This is a genomic window from Kitasatospora sp. NPDC036993 (assembly GCF_055607525.1).
In genome coordinates, this window is sequence record NZ_JBVJRP010000005.1 from 467,193 (window position 1) to 487,063 (window position 19,871).

Consider the following 19,871-nt stretch of genomic DNA (forward strand, 5'->3'; position numbering starts at 1 on the left):
GTCGTCAGCGGTCTCCCCTCGCGTGCCGGGCGATCTGCCGCAGCGCCTCGGCGAAGTCCCCGGCGGCCCGGCGCACCGCCTCGGTGTCGTGGACGGCCGGGCGGTGGTGCCAGGTGAAGGCGAGGCGGCCCGCCTGGGCGGCGCCGACCACCTCCAGCGGGTGGGAGCCGCCGTCCCCGGGGTCGTGGTCCTGGCCGAAGGAGCCGAGTTCGGCGCGGACCAGGCCGTCGCCCGCGGCCTCGGGCCTGGCGTCCCACTGGCCGAGGTAGTTGAAGACGACCTGGCCGTGGCCGGCGGCGGCGAGGCGCTCGCGGACCCCGGGCGTGCCGAAGGTGCGCAGGGCGCCGAAACCGAGGCCGTTGCCGGGCACCGCGCGCAGTCGGCGGCGGACGGCCTTCACCAGGGCGCGCCAGTCGCGGTCGGGGCCGAGGTCCGCGGGGTCGGGGACGTCGAAGCTGACGGGGTGGACGGTGGTGAACCAGCCGACCGTACGGGACAGGTCGACGCCGTCCAGCAGGTCCTCCCGGCCGTGTCCCTCCAGGTCGAGGCCGATCCGTTCCCGGCCGCTCCAGCGGGCCAGGGCGAGGGCGAGGGCGGCCAGCAGGACGTCGTTGACCCGGGTGCGGTAGGCGGCGGGGGCGGCGCGCAGCAGCGCCTCGGTGTCGGCCTCGTCGAGTTCGACGGTGACGGCCGCGGTCTCCGTGTCGCCGCCGGCGGCCGCGGTCTCCGCCTCGCCGGGCGCCGCCGGGCGTCCGGGCAGGGCCGCGCGGGCGCTCACCGCCTCCTCCCAGTACGGGAGTTCGTGGTCGAGGCCGCCCTCGGCGACGTGGCCGGCGAGCCGCCGCGCCCAGTCGCGGAAGGAGGTGCCGCGCTCCCCCAGGGTGATCGGCCCGCCCTGGACGGCCTGCCGGTGGGCGCTCTCCAGGTCGTCGCGGAGCACCCGCCAGGAGACGGCGTCGACGACGAGGTGGTGGGCGACCAGGAGCAGCAGCGCCGGGTGGTCGGGGTGGCCGGTGAACAGGGCGGCGCGCAGCAGCGGGCCGCGGGCCAGGTCGAAGCCGGCGTGCAGGTCGTCGGCGGCCTTGGCCATGGCGGCACCGGCGGCTTCGGCGCTCTGTCCGGTGAGGTCGTGGCGGAGCAGGAGGTCCTCGGCGGGGGCGGGCGGCGGGTTGAACTGGTGCCAGCCGTCCGCGTCGTGGGTGAAGCGCATCCGCAGGGCGTCGTGGTGTTCCAGCAGGGCGTCGAGGGCGGCGCGCAGCGCCTCCGGGTCGGGGTCGGTGCCGAGTTCGAGCAGGGTGGACTGGTTGAAGTGGTGGTGGGCGGTGCGCGGGGTGGTCAGGAACCACTCCTGGATGGGGGTGAGCGGCACGTCGCCGGTGACCGGGCCGTCGTCCGCGCGTTCGGTGGCGGTGCGGACGACGGTGGCCAGTTCGGCCACGGTCTGGTGGCTGAACAGGTCGCGGGTGGCCAGGTGCAGGCCGTCCCCGCGCAGCCGGGACACCACCTGCATGCTGAGGATGGAGTCGCCGCCGAGCAGGAAGAAGTTGTCGTCGGCGCCGACCGCCTCCAGGCCGAGGACGTCGGCCCAGATCCGGGCGATCCGGCGTTCGGTGTCGGTCCCGGGAGCCCGGCCGGGCCCGGTGATCGGCTGGGCAGGTCCGGGGTCGGGCAGGGCCCGCCGGTCGAGCTTGCCGTTGGGGGTGAGCGGGAGCCGGTTCAGCGGGACGAAGGCCGCGGGGACGAGGTGCGGTGGCAGCGACTCGGCGAGGTGGAGCCGCAGTTCGGCGGCGGGTGCGCCTTCGGCGGGGTCCGCGGGGACGACGTGGGCGACCAGCCGTCCGCCGCCGGGGCCGTCGGCGCGGACGGTGACGACGGCGTCGCGGACCAGCGGGCTGCCGCGCAGGGCGCTCTCGATCTCGCCCGGTTCGATCCGGAAGCCGCGGAGCTTGATCTGCTCGTCGGCGCGTCCGGCGAACCGCAGTTGCCCGTCGGCGTCGCGGCGGGCGAGGTCGCCGGTGCGGTACATCCGGGTGCCGGGGGCGCCGTGCGGGTCGGCGAGGAAGCGCTGGGCGGTGAGGCCGGGGCGGCCGAGGTAGCCGCGGGCGAGGCCGGGGCCGGCCAGGTAGAGCTCTCCGGTGATGCCGGGCGGCACCGGCCGCAGGGCGATGTCCAGGACGTACGCGCGGGTGGCGCCGCTGGGCCGGCCGATCGCGGGGCTGCCGGTGCCGGGGGCGAGCGGTCCGGTCCAGGTGGCGACCACGGTGGCCTCGGTGGGGCCGTAGGAGTTGACCATCCGGCGGCCGGGGGCCCAGGTGTCGACCAGGTCGGCCGGGCAGGCCTCGGCGCCGACCACCAGGGTGCGCAGCCCTGGCAGGGCGGCGGCGGTCTCCGGTTCCATGGTGGCCAGCGCGGCCGGGGGGATCAGGGTGTGGCTGATCCGGCGGACGGCCAGCACCTCGGCGAGCCGTTCGCCGACCAGCGGGCCCTCCTCCCCGGTGACCAGCGCGGCCCCGGAGAGCAGGGAGGTGCAGAGTTCCAGGACGGAGGCGTCGAAGCTGGGCGAGGCGAACTGGAGCACCCGGTCGCCGGGGCCGACGGCGTACTGCTCGGCGGCGGCCGCGGCGAAGACGGCGAGGCCGGTGTGGGTCACCTGGACGCCCTTGGGCGTGCCGGTGGAGCCCGAGGTGTAGATGACGTAGGCCGGGTGGGCGGGGGTGAGGGCGGCGCCGCGGTCGGCGTCGGTGGGCGCGGTGTCCGGCCCCTCGGCGGCCCACACCAGGGCCGGGTCGTCGAGCAGCAGGTGCGCTCCGGCGTCGCGGACCATGAACTCCCGCCGGGGCGCCGGGTAGTCGGGGTCGACGGGGAGGAAGGCGCCGCCGGCCTTGGCGACGGCGAGCTGGGCGACGACCATGGCCGCCGAGCGGGGCAGCGCGAGGGCGACCAGCCGCTCCGGTCCGACGCCACGCCCGATCAGGTGGTGGGCCAGCCGGTTGGCGGCCCGGTCCAGTTCGGCGTAGCTGAGCTCCCGTTCGCCGTCGAGCAGCGCGGGCGCCCCTGGGGTGCGGGCGGCCTGGCGTTCGAACAGGGCGGGCAGGGTGGCCTCGGCGACCGGGCGGAAGGTGCCCCGGGGGTCGGCGGGCGGCGTGTCCTGGCCGGCCAGCGGCAGCGCGCCGACGGCGCGCTCCGGGTCCCGGGCGACGGCGGTGAGCAGGGCGGCGAGCTGGCCGGCCATCCGTTCGACGGTGGCCGGGTCGAACAGGTCGGTGTTGTAGGTGAGCAGGCCGTGCAGCGCGCCGCCCTCGGCCTCGGCGAACTCCAGCACCAGGTCGAAGGCCGTCCGGGTGCTGTCGGTCTCGATGTCGCTCACGTCGAGGCCCGGCAGGTCGAGGTCGGCGGACGGGGTGTTCTGGAGTACGACGAGGACCTGGAAGAGCGGGCTGCGGCTGGTGTCGCGTACCGGCTGGACCTCGTCGACCACCTTCTCGAAGGGCACGTCCTGGTGGGCGAAGGCGTCCAGGACGGTCTGCCGCACCTCGCCGAGGAACGCGGCGAAGGGCTGCGCGGGGTCGACCCGGGAGCGCAGCGCCAGGGTGTTGACGAAGAACCCGACGAGCTGCTGGACCTCGGGCCGGTCGCGGCCGGAGGTGACGGTGCCGACGGTGATGTCGGTGTCCCCGCCGAGCCGGGCCAGGTAGGCCTGGGCGGCGGCGACCAGGGTGGTGAACAGGGTGGTTCCGCGCTCCCGGCCGGCCAGGGCCAGCCGGCGGGCGGTGTCGGCGGGCAGCTCCAGCCGGGCGGTGGCGCCGTTGCTGGTGCGCACCGCGGGCCGGGGCCGGTCGGTGGGCAGCCGCAGCGGTACGACGCCGTCCAGCCGGCGCCTCCAGTAGCCGAGCTGTTCCCCGGCGGGGGCGCCTTCGGTGCGCTGCCAGTGGGCGTAGTCGGCGTACTGGACCGGCAGTGGCGCCAATTCGGCGTCCTCGGAGCCGAGTTCGGCCCGGTAGAGGTGGGCCAGGTCGGTGAGCAGTACGGCGGTGGACCAGCCGTCGGTGACGATGTGGTGCAGGGTCAGCGCCAGCACGTGGTCGCCGTCGGCGGGCCGGGCCAGGGCGGCGCGCAGCAGCGGGCCGCGGCGCAGGTCGAAGGGGCGGGCGCGTTCGGCGGCGAGCAGGTCGCGCAGCGCCCGTTCCCGGTCTTCCGGCGGCAGTGCGGAGAGGTCGTGCAGGGGCAGCGGGACGTCCCGCGGCGGGTGGACGAGCTGGACGCCGTGGCCGTCGACGCTGTCGAAGGTGGTGCGCAGCGACTCGTGGCGGGCCGCCAGGGCGGTCAGGGCCGCGCCGAGCGCGCCGGGGTCGAGGCTGCCGCGCAGCCGCAGCGCGAGCGCGGTGACGTACTCGGCGCCGCCGGGGGCGAACTCCTCCAGGAACCAGAGCCGTTGCTGGGCGTGGGACATCGGGGCGGCGCCCTCGCGGGCGACCGGGCGCACCGGTGGGCGCGCCGGGGCGGCGGGCTCCGAGGTGAGCAGCCGGGCGAGGCCGGCCGGGGTGGGGTGGTCGAAGACGGCGCGGGGGCCGAGGTCGGTGCCGAAGGCCTCGGCCAGCCGGGCGGCGAGCCGGATGCTGAGGATGGAGTCGCCGCCGAGTTCGAAGAACCCCTCCGCCATGCCGGGCGGGCGGATGCCGAGGACCTCGGCGAAGACCTCGGCGGTGCGGCGTTCGGCCTCGGTGCGCGGTTCGACCCGGGCCCGTCCGCCGCCGGGCTCCCGCTCCGGCGCCGGGAGGGCGGCGCGGTCGACCTTGCCGTTGCGGCTGAGCGGGAGGGCGGCGAGCGGGACGAAGGCGGCCGGGACGAGGTAGTCGGGCAGTGCGCGGGCGGCGAAGGCCCGCAGCTCCTCCGGGTCGACGGGGCCGACCGGGTAGGCGACCAGCCGGCGGGCGCCGGGCCGGTCCTCGCGGACCACCACGGCGACGTCGGTGACCAGCGGGTGGGCGGCGAGCGCGGACTCCACCTCGCCGGGCTCGACCCGGAAGCCGCGGATCTTCACCTGGTCGTCGGCGCGGCCGAGGAACTCGACGGTGCCGTCGGTGCGGCGCCGGGCGAGATCCCCGGTGCGGTACATCCGGGCGCCGGGCGGGCCGGCCGGGTCGGCGAGGAAGCGGGCCGCGGTGGCGCCGGGCCGGCCGAGGTAGCCGCGGGCCACACCCTCGCCGGCCACGTACAGTTCGCCCGCGCAGCCCGGCGGGACGGGCCGCAGCCGCCGGTCCAGGACGTGCACCCGGCGGTCGTCCAGCGGCCGGCCGATCGGCACGGTGTCGGGCACCGCCGTCGCGTCGGGCAGGGCGTGGGCGGTGGCGAAGGTGGTGGTCTCGGTGGGGCCGTAGCCGTCCACCACGGTCAGCCCGGGGCAGGCGGCCAGGACCCGGCGCACGGCGGCGGCGGGCACCACGTCCCCGCCGGTCCACAGGGTGCGCAGGCCGGTGAAGCAGTCCGGCGCGTCCTGGGCGAGCAGCCGGAACAGCCCGGCGGTGAGCCAGAGCGCGGTCGGCCCGTCCGGTCCGGCGAGCCGGCGCAGCAGCGTGGCGTCCACCGGTCCTTCGGGGGCGACGAGCACGCAGCCGCCGTTCAGCAGCGGCGCCCACACCTCGAAGGTGGCGGCGTCGAAGGCGACCGGCGAGTGCAGCAGCACCCGGGCGCAGCGGCCGTCGGTGAAGCGGCTGTCGGTGGCGAGCGAGGCCACGTCGCGGTGCCGGACGGCGACGGCCTTGGGCTCGCCGGTGGAGCCGGAGGTGTACATCACGTACGCGAGCCGGTCGGGGTCGGCGGGCGGCAGTGCGGGCGCGGTCGGCCCGGCCGGTTCGTCGCGTACGGCGGCGACCTGCCCGGCGGTCAGCAGCAGGCCCGCGCCGGCCCGGTCGAGCAGGGTGCGGCGGCGTTCCTCGGGGGCGCGCCGGTCGACGGGCAGGTAGGCGCCGCCGGCCTTGAGGACGGCCAGCTGGGCGACGACGAGTTCGGCGCCGCGGTCCATCGTCAGGGCCACCCGGCCCTCGGGGGCCAGGCCGTCGGCGAGCAGCCGGGCGGCCAGCCGGTCGGACCAGTCGTCCAGGCCGCGGTAGCTCAGTTCGCGCCCGCCGTCGCGCACGGCGGGGGCGTCCGGGGTCTGGCGGACCCGCTCGGCGAAGACCGGCAGCGGGCTGCCCGGCGCCGGCGGGCGGGCGGTGGTGTGCCAGGAGGCCAGCAGCGCGCGGTCGGCCGGGGTGAGCGGGTCCAGCGCGGCGAGGTCGCCGTCCAGGCCGTCGGCGAGGGCGGCCAGCAGCAGGGCGAGGCGGTCGGCGGCGTCCCCGGCCGTGCGCCGGTCGAAGAGCGCGGGGTCGTACGCCAGGTCGAAGGCGAGCTGCCCGCTCAGGTGGGCGCGCAGGCACCAGGGGAAGGTGGTCGCGTCGTCGGCGCGCACCTCGGCGACCCGGACGCCGGTTCGGTCGGCGGCGGACTCGTCGACGGGGTAGTTCTCGAACACCACCATGCTGTCGAACAGCGGTTCCCCGGCGGGCAGTTCGCTCAGGGTCTGGATCCGGTGCAGCGCCAGGTGGTCGTGGCGGCGGCCGTCGCTCTGCCGGTCCTGGAGGTCGCGCAGCCAGGGCAGTACGCCGGTCGCGGGGATCTGTACCCGCGCCGGCACGGTGTTGATGAACAGGCCGATCATCGTCTCGACGCCGGGCAGTTCGGCCGGGCGCCCGGAGACGGTGGTGCCGAAGACCACGTCCCCGGTGCCGCCGTAGCGGGCCAGCAGCAGCGCCCAGGCGCCCTCGACCAGGGTGTTGACGGTCAGTCCCGCGGCCGCGGCCCGTGAGCGCAGCCGGTCGGAGAGGGCCTCGTCCAGGGTGCGGTGGACGGCGGCGGTGGAGCGGGCCCGGTGGGCTCCGCCGGGCCCGCGGTCGTAGGGCAGCGCGGTCCGTTCGGTGAACCCGGCCAGGGCGTCGGTCCAGTGGTCCTCGGCGGCCTGCCCGTCCTGTTCGCGCAGCCAGGCCAGGAAGTCCGCGAACGGGCGCCGGACGGGGCGGGGGGCCTGCGGTCCGCCGGTCAGCGCGGCGTACTCCTCGCAGACCTCGGTGAGCAGCTGGCCGGTGCTCCAGCCGTCCAGGATCACGTGGTGGGTGGACCAGAGCAGCAGCACCTCGTCGTCGGGCAGCGCGGCCAGGGTCAGCCGGGTGAGCGGGGCGGTGCCCAGGTCCATCCCGGTGGCGCGCTCCTCGGCGAGCAGCCGCTCGGTCTCCGCGCCCAGCTGCCCGGGCGTCAGCGCGCGCCGGTCGAGCTGCCGGACGGGCAGCGCGGCGTGCCGGGCGACCACCTGGACGGGGTGCGGCAGGCCGCGCCAGTGCACGGCGGTGCGCAGCGCGGGGGTGCGGTCGGCGACCAGCTGCCAGGCCTCGGCGAAGGCCGCCGGGTCGGCGACGCCGGCCAGCCGCACCGCGATCCGGTCCACGTAGGCGCCGTCCTCGCCGACCAGGCCGTGGAACAGCATGCCGGACTGGAGCGGGGTGAGCGGCAGCACGTCCTCGGTGTCGCGGCCGTCGCCGACCAGGCCGTCCAGCCGCTCCTGGTCGAGGCCGGCCAGCGGGAAGTCCGACGGGGTGCGCCCGCCGGCGCCGGGGCTCGCGCAGTGCTCGGCCAGCTCGCGCAGCGCCCGGAGGGTCTGCTCGGCGAGGTCCCGGACGGTCGCCTCGTCGTAGACGGCCGGGGGGTACGTCCAGCCCAGTTCGAGCCGGCCGTCCTGGACCGCCCCGACGACGTCCAGCAGGTAGGGGCGGGGCTCGTCGGGGTCGGTGTCCCGCCCGGCCGGGGGCAGCGAGCCGCGCAGCAGCCCGTCGGCGCCGGCGCGGGTGTCCCACTGGCCGTGGTAGTTGAAGCCGACCTGCGGTGCGGCGGCGCCGTCCGGCAGGGCGGACGGGCGCAGCTGCCGCAGCGCGCCGTGGCTGAGGCCGCGCAGCGGGACGGCGCGCAGCTGTTCCTTGACCGAGCGCAGGGTGTCGTGCCAGCCGGCCTCGGGGTCGACGCGCAGCGCGAGCGGGAACTCGGCGGTGAACCAGCCGACCGTCCTGGACAGGTCGAGGCCGGGGAACAGGTCCTCGCGGCCGTGGCCCTCCACGCCGATCGGCACCGTCGCCCGGCCGCACCAGCGGGCCAGGGTGCGGCCGAGGGCGCTGAGCAGCACGTCGTTGACCTGGGTGCGGTAGACGGCGGGCACCTCGCGCAGCAGCGCCCCGGTGGTCCGTTCGTCGAGCGTCACGGTGAGGGTGGCGGCGGTGCCGTGGGTGTTGGGCCCGGGCCGTCCCGCGGGCAGGGCGGCCGGGGCCTCGCCGGTGCGGGTCCAGTACGGGATGTCGCCGTCCAGGGCGCCGGAGCGGGTGTGCCGCTCCAGCCGGGTGGCCCACCGGCCGTGGGAGGTGCCGGGCTCGGGCAGCCGGACGGGTGCGCCGGTGCGGGCCGCGCGGTAGGCCGCTTCGAGGTCGGCCAGCAGGACGCGCCAGGAGACGCCGTCCACGGCGAGGTGGTGGACGGTCAGGACGAGCTGGGCGGGCCGTCCTTCGCCGCCGTCGAAGTGCAGGGCGCGCAGCATCCGCCCCTCGACCGGGTCGAGGGAGCGCTGGGCCTCCTCGGCGGCGCGCTGCACCGCGTCCTCGGCGCCGTCCCGGTGGTGGGTGAGGATGCCGTCCGGTGCCTGGTCCAGGACCTCCTGGCGCCAGCCGGCCTCGCCGTGGCGGAAGCGGGTGCGCAGCGCCGGGTGGTGTCCGGCCAGGGCGAGCACGGCGCCGCGCAGGGCGGCCGGGTCGGTGTCCGGGGCCAGCGCCAGCCGCTGGGTCATGGTGAAGCGCAGCGGGTCGCCGGGCCGGCGGCCGTCGAGGTACCAGTGCTGGATCGGGGTGAGCGGCGCCTCGGCGGGCTCGGCCTCCTCGGCGGCCGCCGGGGACGACGTTCCGGCGCACAGGGCGAGTTCGGCGACGTTCTGGTAGCGGAAGACGTCCTTGGTGGTGAGCGCGAGCCCGGCGGCGCGGGCCCGGGAGACGATCTGGATGCTGAGGATGGAGTCGCCGCCGAGCGCGAAGAAGTTGTCCCTGGCGCCGACCCGCTCCACGCCGAGCACCTCGGCCCAGATGGCGGCGAGCCGCTGCTCGGTGCCCGGGCGGGGTGCGACGTAGGGGGTGGTGCGGTCCGGCTGGGCGGGCGGGGCGGGCAGGGCGCGCCGGTCGGTCTTGCCGCTGGTGGTGCGCGGGATGCGGGCCAGCGGGACGAAGGCGGTGGGCACCAGGTGGTCGGGCAGGGTGCGGCGCAGCCAGGTCCGCAGGTCCTCGGCGGGCGGCACCCGGTCGCCGGCCGGCACCGGGTAGCCGACCAGCATGGTGCGGCCGCCCTGTTCACGGGCGGCGACGGCGCAGTCGGCGACGTCCGGGTGGGTCAGCAGCGCGGCCTCCACCTCGCCGGGCTCGATCCGGAAGCCGCGGATCTTGACCTGGGCGTCGGCCCGGCCGAGGAACTCCAGCTGCCCGTCCGCCGCCCGGCGGGCCAGGTCCCCGGTGCGGTACATCCGGGCCCCGGGCGGGCCGTAGGGGTCGGCGAGGAAGCGGGCGGCGGTCAGCCCCGGCCGGTTCAGGTAGCCGCGGGCGACCTGCTCGCCGCCCAGGTACAGCTCCCCCGGTGTGCCGGGCGGCACCGGGCGCAGCGCGCCGTCGAGCACGTGGGCGCTGAGGTTGCGGCCGGGCCGGCCGATCACCGGGCGCTCGGGGTGGTCGGCGCAGCGGGTGTAGGTGGCGTCGACGGTGCACTCGGTGGGCCCGTACAGGTTGTACGCGGTGACGCCGTACTCGGCGTGCGCGGCGGCCAGTTCCCGCCAGGTGGCGGCGGGGACGGCCTCGCCGCCGACCAGCAGCAGGCGCGGGTGGTGCGGGGCGGCGGCGAGCAGTCCGGCGGCGGTGAGTTCGCGCAGGTAGGACGGGGTCACGTTGACGACGTCGAGGCGCTGTTCGACGATCCGGGCGCAGAAGGCCTGCGGGTCGAGCCTGACGTCCTCGTCGATCAGGTGGAGTTCCTGGCCGTACGCCAGCAGCAGCGGGCCCAGCCAGCTGGTGTCGAAGGAGAAGGAGGCGCTGAGCGCGGCCCGCAGCCGGCCGCCGTCGGCGGTGTGCGGGGCGAGCAGCCCCTCGCGGTGGTCGCGGCAGAGGTTGACCAGCTGGCGGTGTTCGACGAGCACGCCCTTGGGCCGGCCGGTCGAGCCCGAGGTGTGGATGAGGTAGGCGGGGTGCCCGGGCAGCAGCGGGGCGGTCCGCTCGGTGTCGGTCAGGTCGTGGCCCGCCAGGTCGTCCCAGGGCACCTCGCGCAGGGTCCGCCCGGTCAGCACGGTGTGCGGCCGGGTGTCGTCGAGCAGCAGGGCGGCCCGTTCGGCGGGCAGGTCCGGGTCGACGAACTGGACGGCGGCGCCCGCCTTGAGCACGGCGAGCAGCGCGACCGGCAGGTCCGAGGTGCGCGGCAGCCGGACGGCGACCACCTGTTCGGGGCCCGCGCCGAGGGCGGCCAGGTGGCGGGCGAGCCGGTTGGCCCTGGCGTTGAGGGCGGCGTAGTCCAGGGTGGCGTCCCCGGCGACCAGTGCGGTGGCGTCCGGGGTGCGGGCGGCCTGCTCCTCGAACAGGGCGGTGAAGGTGGTGCCGGGACCCGGCAGGGGTTCGCCGAGTCCCTGCCGCAGCACCTCGCGGCGCTCGTCGTCCGTCATCAGCGGCAGCGCGCCGACGGCCGTCCGCGGTGCCTCGGCGACGGCCGCCAGCAGGGTGGCCAGCCGGCCGGTCAGCTGTTCGGCGGTGCGGGCGTCGAACAGCCCGGTGTCGTACTCCAGGTAGCCGGTGAGGCCGCCGTCGTGCTCGGCGAAGTCGAAGGAGAGGTCGAAGGTGGCGTTGCGGACCGGCGGGGTGACCGGCTCCACCGTCAGTCCCGGCAGCCGGGGCGCCTCGGCGCCGAGGTTGTGCAGCGCCACCATGACCTGGAACAGCGGGGTGCGGCTGGTGTCGCGCTCCGGCTGGAGGGTGTCCACCAGCCGTTCGAAGGGCACCTCCTGGTGGGCCAGGGCGTCCAGGACGGTGTGCCGGGTGGCGGTCAGCAGTTCGTGGAAGGTGAGCTCGGGGCGGATGTCGCCGCGCAGCACCAGGGTGTTGACGAACATCCCGACCACGTCGTGGAGTTCGCCCTGCTCGCGGCCGGAGGTGACGGTGCCGACGGCGACGTCCCGCTGCCCGGACCAGCGGGACAGCAGCACCTGGCAGGCGGCCAGCAGGACGGTGTAGAGGGTGCCGTCGGCCTCCCGGGCGCGCTCGCGCAGCCTGGCGGTCAGCCCGGCGGGCAGCGTGAAGGTGACCAGCGCGCCCGCCCTGCTCCGGATCGCCGGGCGCGGCCGGTCGGTGGGCAGTTCCAGCGGGGCCAGGCCGGCCAGGGTCCGGCGCCAGTGGTCGAGGTCGGCCTCGGCGGCGGCGGTGCGGGTGCGCTGCCAGGCCGCGTAGTCGGCGTACCTGACGGGCAGCGCGGGCAGCCGTGGCGGGCGCCCTTCGAGGGCGGCGGCGTACAGCTCGCCGAGGTCGCGGCCCAGGACGCCCATCGACCAGCCGTCGGTGGCGATGTGGTGCACGGCCAGGACCAGGACGTGCTCCCGTTCGGCCGGCCGGAGCAGGTGGGCGCGCAGCACGGGGCCGGCCGCGAGGTCGAAGGGGGTGGCGGCGATCCGCTCCAGCCGGGCGTCCAGGTCCGCCGGGAGGACGTCCTCGCCGGGCAGGTCCACGGGGTGCGGCGGGTGCACCACCTGCCGGGCCCGGCCGTCGCGTTCGGCGTAGGTGGTGCGCAGCGCCTCGTGCCGGGCGACCAGGGCGTCCAGGGCGCCGCCCAGCGCCGCCCGGTCGAGGGCGCCGCGCAGCCGCAGCACCGCCAGCGAGGTGTACTCGGTGCTGCCGGGCTCGAAGCGGTCGAGGAACCAGAGGCGCTGCTGGGCGTGGGAGAGCGGCGGTTCGGCGGACGGGTCGGCGGCGGGGATGAGGGGCCGTGAGGTGTCGGGGGCCGGCTCGCCGAGCGCCTCGGCGAGGTCGGCGAGCACGGGGTGGGTGAACAGCAGCCGGGGCGAGAGGTCGGCGGAGCCGAAGGCGGCGCGCAGCCTGGCGGTGACCCGCACGGCGAGGATGGAGTCTCCGCCGAGGGCGAAGAAGTCGTCCTCGGCGCCGATCGCTCCGGTGTCCAGGACCTCCGTCCAGGCCTCGGCGACCAGCCGCTCGGCGCGGGTGCGGGGCGCGGTGCGCTCGCCGCCCGCGGCGAAGCCGTCCGGGCCCGGCACCGGCAGGGCGCGCCGGTCGAGCTTGCCGTTGGGGGTGAGCGGCAGGGCGGCCAGCGGGACGTAGGCGGCGGGCACCAGGTAGGCGGGCAGCAGCCGCTCCAGGTGGGCGCGCAGGTCGGCGGCGGACGGCGGCCGGGCCGGGTCGTCGCCGACGAGGTGGGCCACCAGCCGGCGGGTGCCGGAGGCGTCCTGGTGGACGCCGACGGTGGCCAGGGCCACGCCCGGGTGGGTCTGGAGGGCGGCCTCGATCTCGCCGGGTTCGATCCGGTAGCCGCGGATCTTGACCTGCTGGTCGGCGCGGCCGAGGTAGCGCAGGGTGCCGTCGGCCTGCCGGCGGGCCCGGTCGCCGGTGCGGTACATCCGGGTGCCGGGGGCGCCGAACGGGTCGGCGGTGAAGCGGCCGGCGGTCAGCCCGGGGCGGTTGAGGTAGCCGCGGGCCAGGCCCTCCCCCGCCACGTACAGTTCGCCGACCGCGCCGGGGGGCACCGGGGCGAGGTCGCCGTCGAGCAGGTACAGCCGCAGGTCGGCGATGCCGGTGCCGATCGGCCCGGGGCCGCCGGCGGTGGCGGTGACGGTGGCGCGGTCCAGGGCGGCGTGGGTGACGTGCACGGTGGTCTCGGTGATGCCGTACATGTTCACCAGGCGCGGCGCGTCGTCGGGGTGGCGCCGGTACCAGCCGGCGAGCCGGCTGACGTCCAGCGCCTCGCCGCCGAAGACCACCGTGCGCAGCGCCAGCCTGCTTGCCAGTTCGGGGTGTTCGGCGTCGGCGCGGGCCAGCTGGTGGAACGCGGACGGGGTCTGGTTGAGGACGGTGACCCGCTCGTCGGCGAGCAGCCGCAGGAAGTCCTCCGGGGAGCGGGCGGTGTCCTCGGGCACCACGACGAGCCGGCCGCCGTGCAGCAGCGGGCCCCACAGCTCCCAGACCGAGAAGTCGAAGGTGTAGGAGTGGAACAGCGTCCAGACGTCGTCGGCGCCGAAGCCGAACAGCTCCCTGGTCTGCTCGAACAGCCGCACCACGTTGGCGTGCGGCACCACCACGCCCTTGGGGCGGCCGGTGGAGCCCGAGGTGAAGATGGCGTAGGCGGGGCTGTCGGGCAGCGGGCGCCGGCCGGGGGCGAGCGGGCCCGCGGGGCGCCGGGCCAGGTCGGCGCGCACCCCGGGGTGGGCGAGGGCGAGGACGGGGATGTCGACGCCGGCCGGCTCGTCGAGGGTCACCAGGGCCACCGGGGCGGCGTCGCGCAGCAGTTCGGCGCGGCGTTCGGCGGGCAGGCCCGGGTCGAGCGGCAGGTAGGCCGCGCCGGTCTTGAGGACGGCGAGGACGGCCACCACCAGGTCGGTGGTGCGGGGCAGCGCGAGGGCGACGTACCGCTCGGGGGCGGCGCCGTACTCGGCCAGCCGGTGGGCGAGCCGGCCGGCCCTGGCGTCCAGTTCGGCGTAGTCGAGGTGCTCCGCGCCGCAGCTGACGGCCCGGGCGTGCGGGGTGCGGGCGGCCTGGGCCTCGAACAGCTCGGGCAGGGTGTGCCGGGGCCGGCCCTGGGCGGTGCCGTTCCGGTCGACGAGCAGCCGGTGCCGCTCCTCGGCGGTGGTCCAGGCGAGTTCGCGCAGCGGGCGGTCCAGGCCGGCGGCCAGGCCGGTGAGCAGCAGCCGGAGCCGTTCGGCGAGGGCCTGGACGGTCGCCGCGTCGAACAGGTCGGGGTCGTAGGCGAGGTCGAAGCCGACCTGGCCGCCCTGGTAGGCGCGCAGCACCAGCGGGAAGTTGGTGGTGTCCCGGGAGGAGACCTCGGCCAGCCGCACCCCGGTGCCGGCGGCGCGGGCGTCGTCGAAGGGGTAGTTCTCGAAGGCGACGATGCTGTCGAACAGCGCGCTGCCGGCGGGGACGTCGCTGTAGCCGGTGAGTTCGGCGAGCGAGACGGCGGCGTGCCGGCGGGCCTCGGCCTGGCCGTCCTGGAGGTCGCGCAGCCAGTCGGCGGCGGTGCGGGCGCCGTCCACCGTGACCCTGGTGGGCAGGGTGTTGATGAACATGCCGATCATCGACTCGACGCCGGGCAGCTCCTCGGGGCGGCCGGACACGGTGGTGCCGAACAGCACGTCGGGCTCGCCGCTGTAGCGGGACAGCAGCAGCGCCCAGGCGCCCTGCACCACGGTGCCGAGGGTCAGCCCGGACTGCCGTGCGGCGCTGGCCAGTCGGTCGGAGACCTGCTCGGACAGGGCGGCGCTGTGGCTGCCCGCAGAGCGGGCCCGGTGGGCCTCCCGGCGGACCCGGTCGGCCGGGAGCGGGGTGGCGGTGGCGAAGCCGTCCAGGACGGACCGCCAGTGGGTGCGGGCGGCCCCGGTGTCCTGCTCGGACAGCCAGCGCACGTAGTCGGCGAAGGGCCGGCGCACCGCCGGGACGGGGGCGCCGCCGGTGGTGAGCGCCGCGTACTCGGCGAACACGTCGGTGAGCACCTGGGCGAGGCTCCAGCCGTCCAGGATCAGGTGGTGGGAGGTCCAGAGCAGCTGGAGCCGGGCCTCGGGCAGCCGGACCAGGGTGAGCCGGGTGAGCGGGGCGGTGGCGATGTCCAGGCCGAGCGCGAGGTCCTCGGCGCGCAGCCGGGCCAGCCGCTCGGCGCGCTCGGCCGGGGCGGCGGCCCGCAGGTCGAGGTGGGTCACCGGCAGCCGGACGGCGCGGCGCACCACCTGGAGCGGGGCGGGGACGCCCTCCCAGACGACGCCGGTGCGCAGCGCGGGGGTGCGGTCGGCGACCCGCTGCCAGGCCAGCGCGAGGGCTTGCGGGTCGGCGACGCCCTCCAGCAGCAGGGCGGCCTGGTCGAGGTAGACGTCGTCGGGGCCGCCGACCAGGCGGTGGAAGAGCATGCCCTCCTGGAGCGGGGTGAGCGGCAGCAGGTCCTCGACGTCCCGGCCGTCGCCGACCAGCCGGTCCAGCGCGGCCTGGTCGAGGCCGGCCAGCGGGTAGTCGGAGGGGGTGCGGCCGCCGGCGCCGGGGGCGGCGCAGTGCTCGACGATGCCGGTCAGGGCGGCGGTGGTCGCCCCGGCCAGGGCCCGGACGGTCTCCTCCCGGTGCACCCGGTCGCTGTAGTGCCAGGTGAGTTCCAGGGCGCCGTCGGCGACCACGGCGGAGACGTCCAGCAGGTGGTCGAGCGGCTCGTCCGGGGCGAGGTCGCGGCCCGGGGCCTGCCCGGCGGGGGCGAAGTCGCCGGCCGCGGGGGCGGTCCACTGTCCGTGGTAGTTGAAGCAGACCTGCGGCAGCGGGACGTCCCGCAGGGCCGCGGCGCCCTCCGAGGGCGAGCCGAGCCTGGCCAGCGCCTCGTAGCCGAGGCCGCGGCGGGGCACGGCGCGCAGCCGCTCCTTGACCCGCTTGAGGGTGGCGGCCCAGTCCGCGTCCCCGGGCAGCTCCAGGGTGACGGGGTACTGGGTGGTGAACCAGCCGACGGTGCGGGAGAGGTCGAGGTCGTCGAAGAGCTCCTCGCGGCCGTGGCCCTCCAGGGCGACGGTGACCCGGCCGCTGCCGGTCCAGTCGGCCAGGGCCCGGCCCAGCGCGCTGAGCAGCACGTCGTTGACCTGGGTGCGGTAGACCTCGGGGACCTTGCGCAGCAGCGCCTCGGTGGTGGCCGGGTCGAGCCGGGTGCGCAGGGTGCGCACCGAGCCGGCCGTGGGGGTGCCGGGCAGGTCGACGGGCAGCGGCTCGGCGGGGGTGGCGGTCTCGGCGGTCCAGTACGGCAGGTCCTCGTCCAGGCCGCCGGCCCCGACCAGTTCGGCGAGCCGGTGCGCCCAGTCGGTGAACGCGGTGGGCTCGGGCTCCGGCCGCGGAGTGCCGCCCCCGGCGGCCTGCCGGTAGGCCTGGTGCAGGTCGGCGAGCAGCACCCGCCAGGAGACGCTGTCCACGGCGAGGTGGTGGGCGGTCAGGAAGAGCCGGGGCCGTTCCTCGCCGCCGGTCCTGAACAGGACCGCGCGCAGCAGGGTGCCGGCGGCCGGGTCCAGCTCGGCGCGGGCGGCCTCGGCGGCCCGCGCCGAGCTGGACCCGGGGTCCTCGCCGGGGGCGGGCGGGTCGAGCCGGGTGAGGAGCGGTCCGGCGTCGGCGGCCGGCTCCTGACGCCGGCCGGCGCCGGCCGGGGTGAAGCGGGTGCGCAGCGCCGGGTGGGCGGCGACCAGCGCGTCCAGCGCCCGTTCCAGGGCCGGTTCGTCGAGCCGGTGCGGCAGGTCGAGCAGCATCGACATGGTGAAGTGCCGCAGCGGGCCGTGGGCGGCGAAGAACCACTCCTGGACCGGGGTGAGCGGGGCCGGCCCGGCCTCCCGGCGGCGCTCGACGGCGGCCGGCGCCCCGGCGGTGCGGGCCGCGGCGGCCAGGTCGGCGACGGTCTGGTGGCGGAAGACGTCCTGGGAGCCGATCCGCAGCCCGGCGGCGCGGGCCCGGGAGACGGCCTGGATGCTGAGGATGGAGTCGCCGCCGAGTTCGAAGAAGTTGTCGGTGACGCCGACCCGCGGCACGCCCAGCACCTCGGCCCAGATCGCCGCGAGGGTCTCCTCCTCGGGGGTCCGCGGGGCGGTGAACCCGCCTTCCCCGGCGTCGGTTCCGGGGGCGGGCAGGGCGCGGCGGTCCAGCTTGCCGCTGGTGGTGAGCGGCAGCGCGTCGAGCACGGTGAAGGAGGACGGCACCAGGTGGTCGGGCAGCACCCGGCGCAGGGCGGCGCGCAGTTCGGCGGCGGGGCGGGCGGCGCCGTCGGTGAAGACCAGGTAGGCGGCCAGCCGGGCGTGGCCGTGGACGTCCGGCACGGCGAGGACGGCGGCGCCCGCGACGCCGGGCAGGTCGAGCAGGGCGGCCTCGACCTCGCCGGGTTCGATCCGGTGGCCGCGCACCTTGACCTGGTCGTCGGCGCGCCCGAGGTACTCCAGGCGCCCGTCGGCCGTCCAGCGGGCGAGGTCGCCGGTGCGGTACATCCGGGTGCCGGGCGGGCCGTACGGGTCGGCGGTGAAGCGGGCGGCGGTCGGGCCGGGGCGGCCGGCGTAGCCGCGGGCGACCTGGGCGCCGGCCAGGTGGAGCTCGCCGCTCACCCCGGGCGGCACCGGCCGCAGCCGCCCGTCCAGGACGTAGGCGCGGACATTGGGCAGCGGGCGGCCCACCAGCGGCCGGTCCCCGCCGTCGATCCGGCAGGCGAGGGCGTCGACGGTGCACTCGGTGGGGCCGTAGTAGTTGTAGGCGGCCACCCCCGGCCGGGCGGCGAGGTCGCGCCAGAGCCGGGGGCCGACCGCCTCGCCGCCGAGCATCAGCACCCGGGGGCGGTGGCGGGGGTCGTCGAGCAGCCCGGCGGGCAGCAGTTGGCGCAGGTAGGAGGGGGTGAGGTCGAGGAAGTCGATCCGGTGGCGCACCACGTACTCGACCAGGGCGGCCGGGTCCATCCTGGTGGTCTCGTCGACCAGGTGCAGCGGGTGGCCGTCGGCCAGCAGCAGCACGCCCTCCAGCGAGGTGTCGAAGGAGAAGGAGGCGGTCAGCGCGACCCGCAGCGGCCCGCCGCCGGCGTCGGCGACGAAGCCCGCCCGGTGGGCGGCGAGCAGGTGGACCAGGGCGCGGTGCGGGACGGTGACGCCCTTGGGGCGGCCGGTGGAGCCCGAGGTGTAGAGCACGTACGCGGTGGTGTCCGGGTCCGGCGGGGCGAGCGGGCCGGTGTCGCCGGGGTCGGTGTCCGCCAGGGTGCGCAGCGTCGGCTCGTCCAGCAGCAGGGCCGGGCGGGCGTCCTCCAGCAGATGGCGCACCCGCTCCTCGGGCAGCGCCGGGTCCAGCGGCAGGTAGCCGGCGCCGGTCTTCCAGACCGCGAGGACGGCGACCACCAGGTCGGCGGTGCGCGGCAGTCGCAGGGCGACCAGCCGTTCGGGGCCGGCGCCGCGGGCGGCCAGGTGGCGGGCGAGCCGTTCGGCGCGGGCGTCCAGGGTCGCGTGGTCGAGCCGTTCCTCCCCGGCGACCAGGGCCGGGGCGTCCGGGGTCAGGGCCGCCCGGCGCCGGAACAGTTCGGGGAGGCTGGTCTCCTCGACGGGCAGCGCGGTGCCGTTCCAGTCCCGGGTGACCTGCGCGGTCTCCCGCGCGGAGAGCAGCGGCAGGGTGCCGAGCGGGCGGTCTGGTTCGGTGGCCGCGCCCTCCAGCAGCCGCAGCAGCTGGCCGGCCATCCGCGCGGCGGTGGGCGCGTCGAAGAGGTCGGCGCGGTACTCCAGGACGCCGGTGAGCGCCTCGCCGTCGGGGACGAACTCCACGCTGAGGTCGAAGGTGGCGGCCTGCCGGGGCACGGTGACCGGGGCGGTGGCGGGCCCGTCGGCGGTGCCGGCCGCGGGCGGGGCGGGGTGCAGCAGGACCAGCACGTCGAACAGCGGGTTGCGGCCGGCCTCGCGGGGCGCGCCGACCGCTTCGACGAGCCGTTCGAAGGGCGTGTCGCCGTGCGCGAGGGCGTCGTTGCCGGTCTCGGTGGCGGCCGCGAGCAGGTCGCGGAAGGAGGCGCCGGGCTCGACCGGGGTGCGCAGCACCACCGTGTTGACGAAGCAGCCGACGGCCCGTTCCAGCTCGGTGCGGGAGCGCCCGGCCGTCAGCGAGCCGACGGTGACGTCCGGCTGCCCGGACCAGCGGGCCAGCAGCGCCTGGGTGCCGGCCACCAGCGCGGTGTTGAGGGTGGTCTGCCGTTCGGCCGCGAGGGCGCGCAGCCGGGCGGTGAGCGGCGCGGGGACGGTGAAGGCGTGCAGGGCGCCGGGGCCCGCCTCCTCGCCGCGCCGGGGGTGGTCCAGCGGCAGTGCGGGCGGCACCGCGCCGGCCAGCTTCTCCCGCCAGTGGGCGAGCTGCCGTTCCAGCCGGTCGCCGGACAGCTGTTCGCGCTGCCAGAGCGCGAAGTCGGGGTACTGGGCGGCGACTTCGGGCAGATCGGGCTCCTCGCCGCGGGCCAGGGCGGCGTGGGCGGTGCACAGTTCGTCCAGGACGACGCCCATCGACCAGCCGTCGGTGACGATGTGGTGGGCGGTCAGCTGGAGCACGTGGGAGTGCTCCGCCTCGGCGACCAGCAGGGCGCGCAGCAGCGGCCCCCGCGCGAGGTCGAAGGGCCGGGAGTACTCCCGCAGCAGGACGTCGTCCAGGCTCTCCCCCGCGTCCGGTGCCAGGACCGGCAGCGGCACCGGGGCGGCGGGGCGGACGCGCTGCACCGGCCGCCCGTCGTCTTCCTCGAAGACGGTGCGCAGCGCCTCGTGGCGCGCCACCACGGCGGTGAGCGCCGCGGCGAGCGCCGTGCGGTCCAGCTCTCCGGTGAACCGCAGGGCGACGGCGCTGTTGTAGCGCGGGTCGCCGGGGCGCAGCCGGTCCAGGAACCAGAGCCGCTGCTGGACGAAGGAGGCCGGCAGCGGACGGCCGCGGTCGGCGCGCGGGATGGCCCGGCCGGCGGCCTCGGCACCGCCGCCGGACCGGCCGGCCAGCCGCTGCCGCAGGGCCTCGCGCAGGTCGGCGGGCAGCGCGGCGGCGCGGTCCCGCTTCGAAGGCGTCGAAGGCGTCATGGTC

At 77.4% G+C, this 19,871-nt stretch carries 1 protein-coding gene; it reads right to left on the reverse strand.

All coding sequences use genetic code 11. The features are described from left to right. Positions 1 to 4 precede the first annotated feature (4 nt). A complete protein-coding gene (locus tag ACZ7C5_RS13770) occupies positions 5 to 19,867 on the reverse strand; it encodes a non-ribosomal peptide synthase/polyketide synthase (protein WP_470322644.1) in 19,863 nt (6,620 codons plus the stop codon). Positions 19,868 to 19,871: the final 4 nt, after the last annotated feature.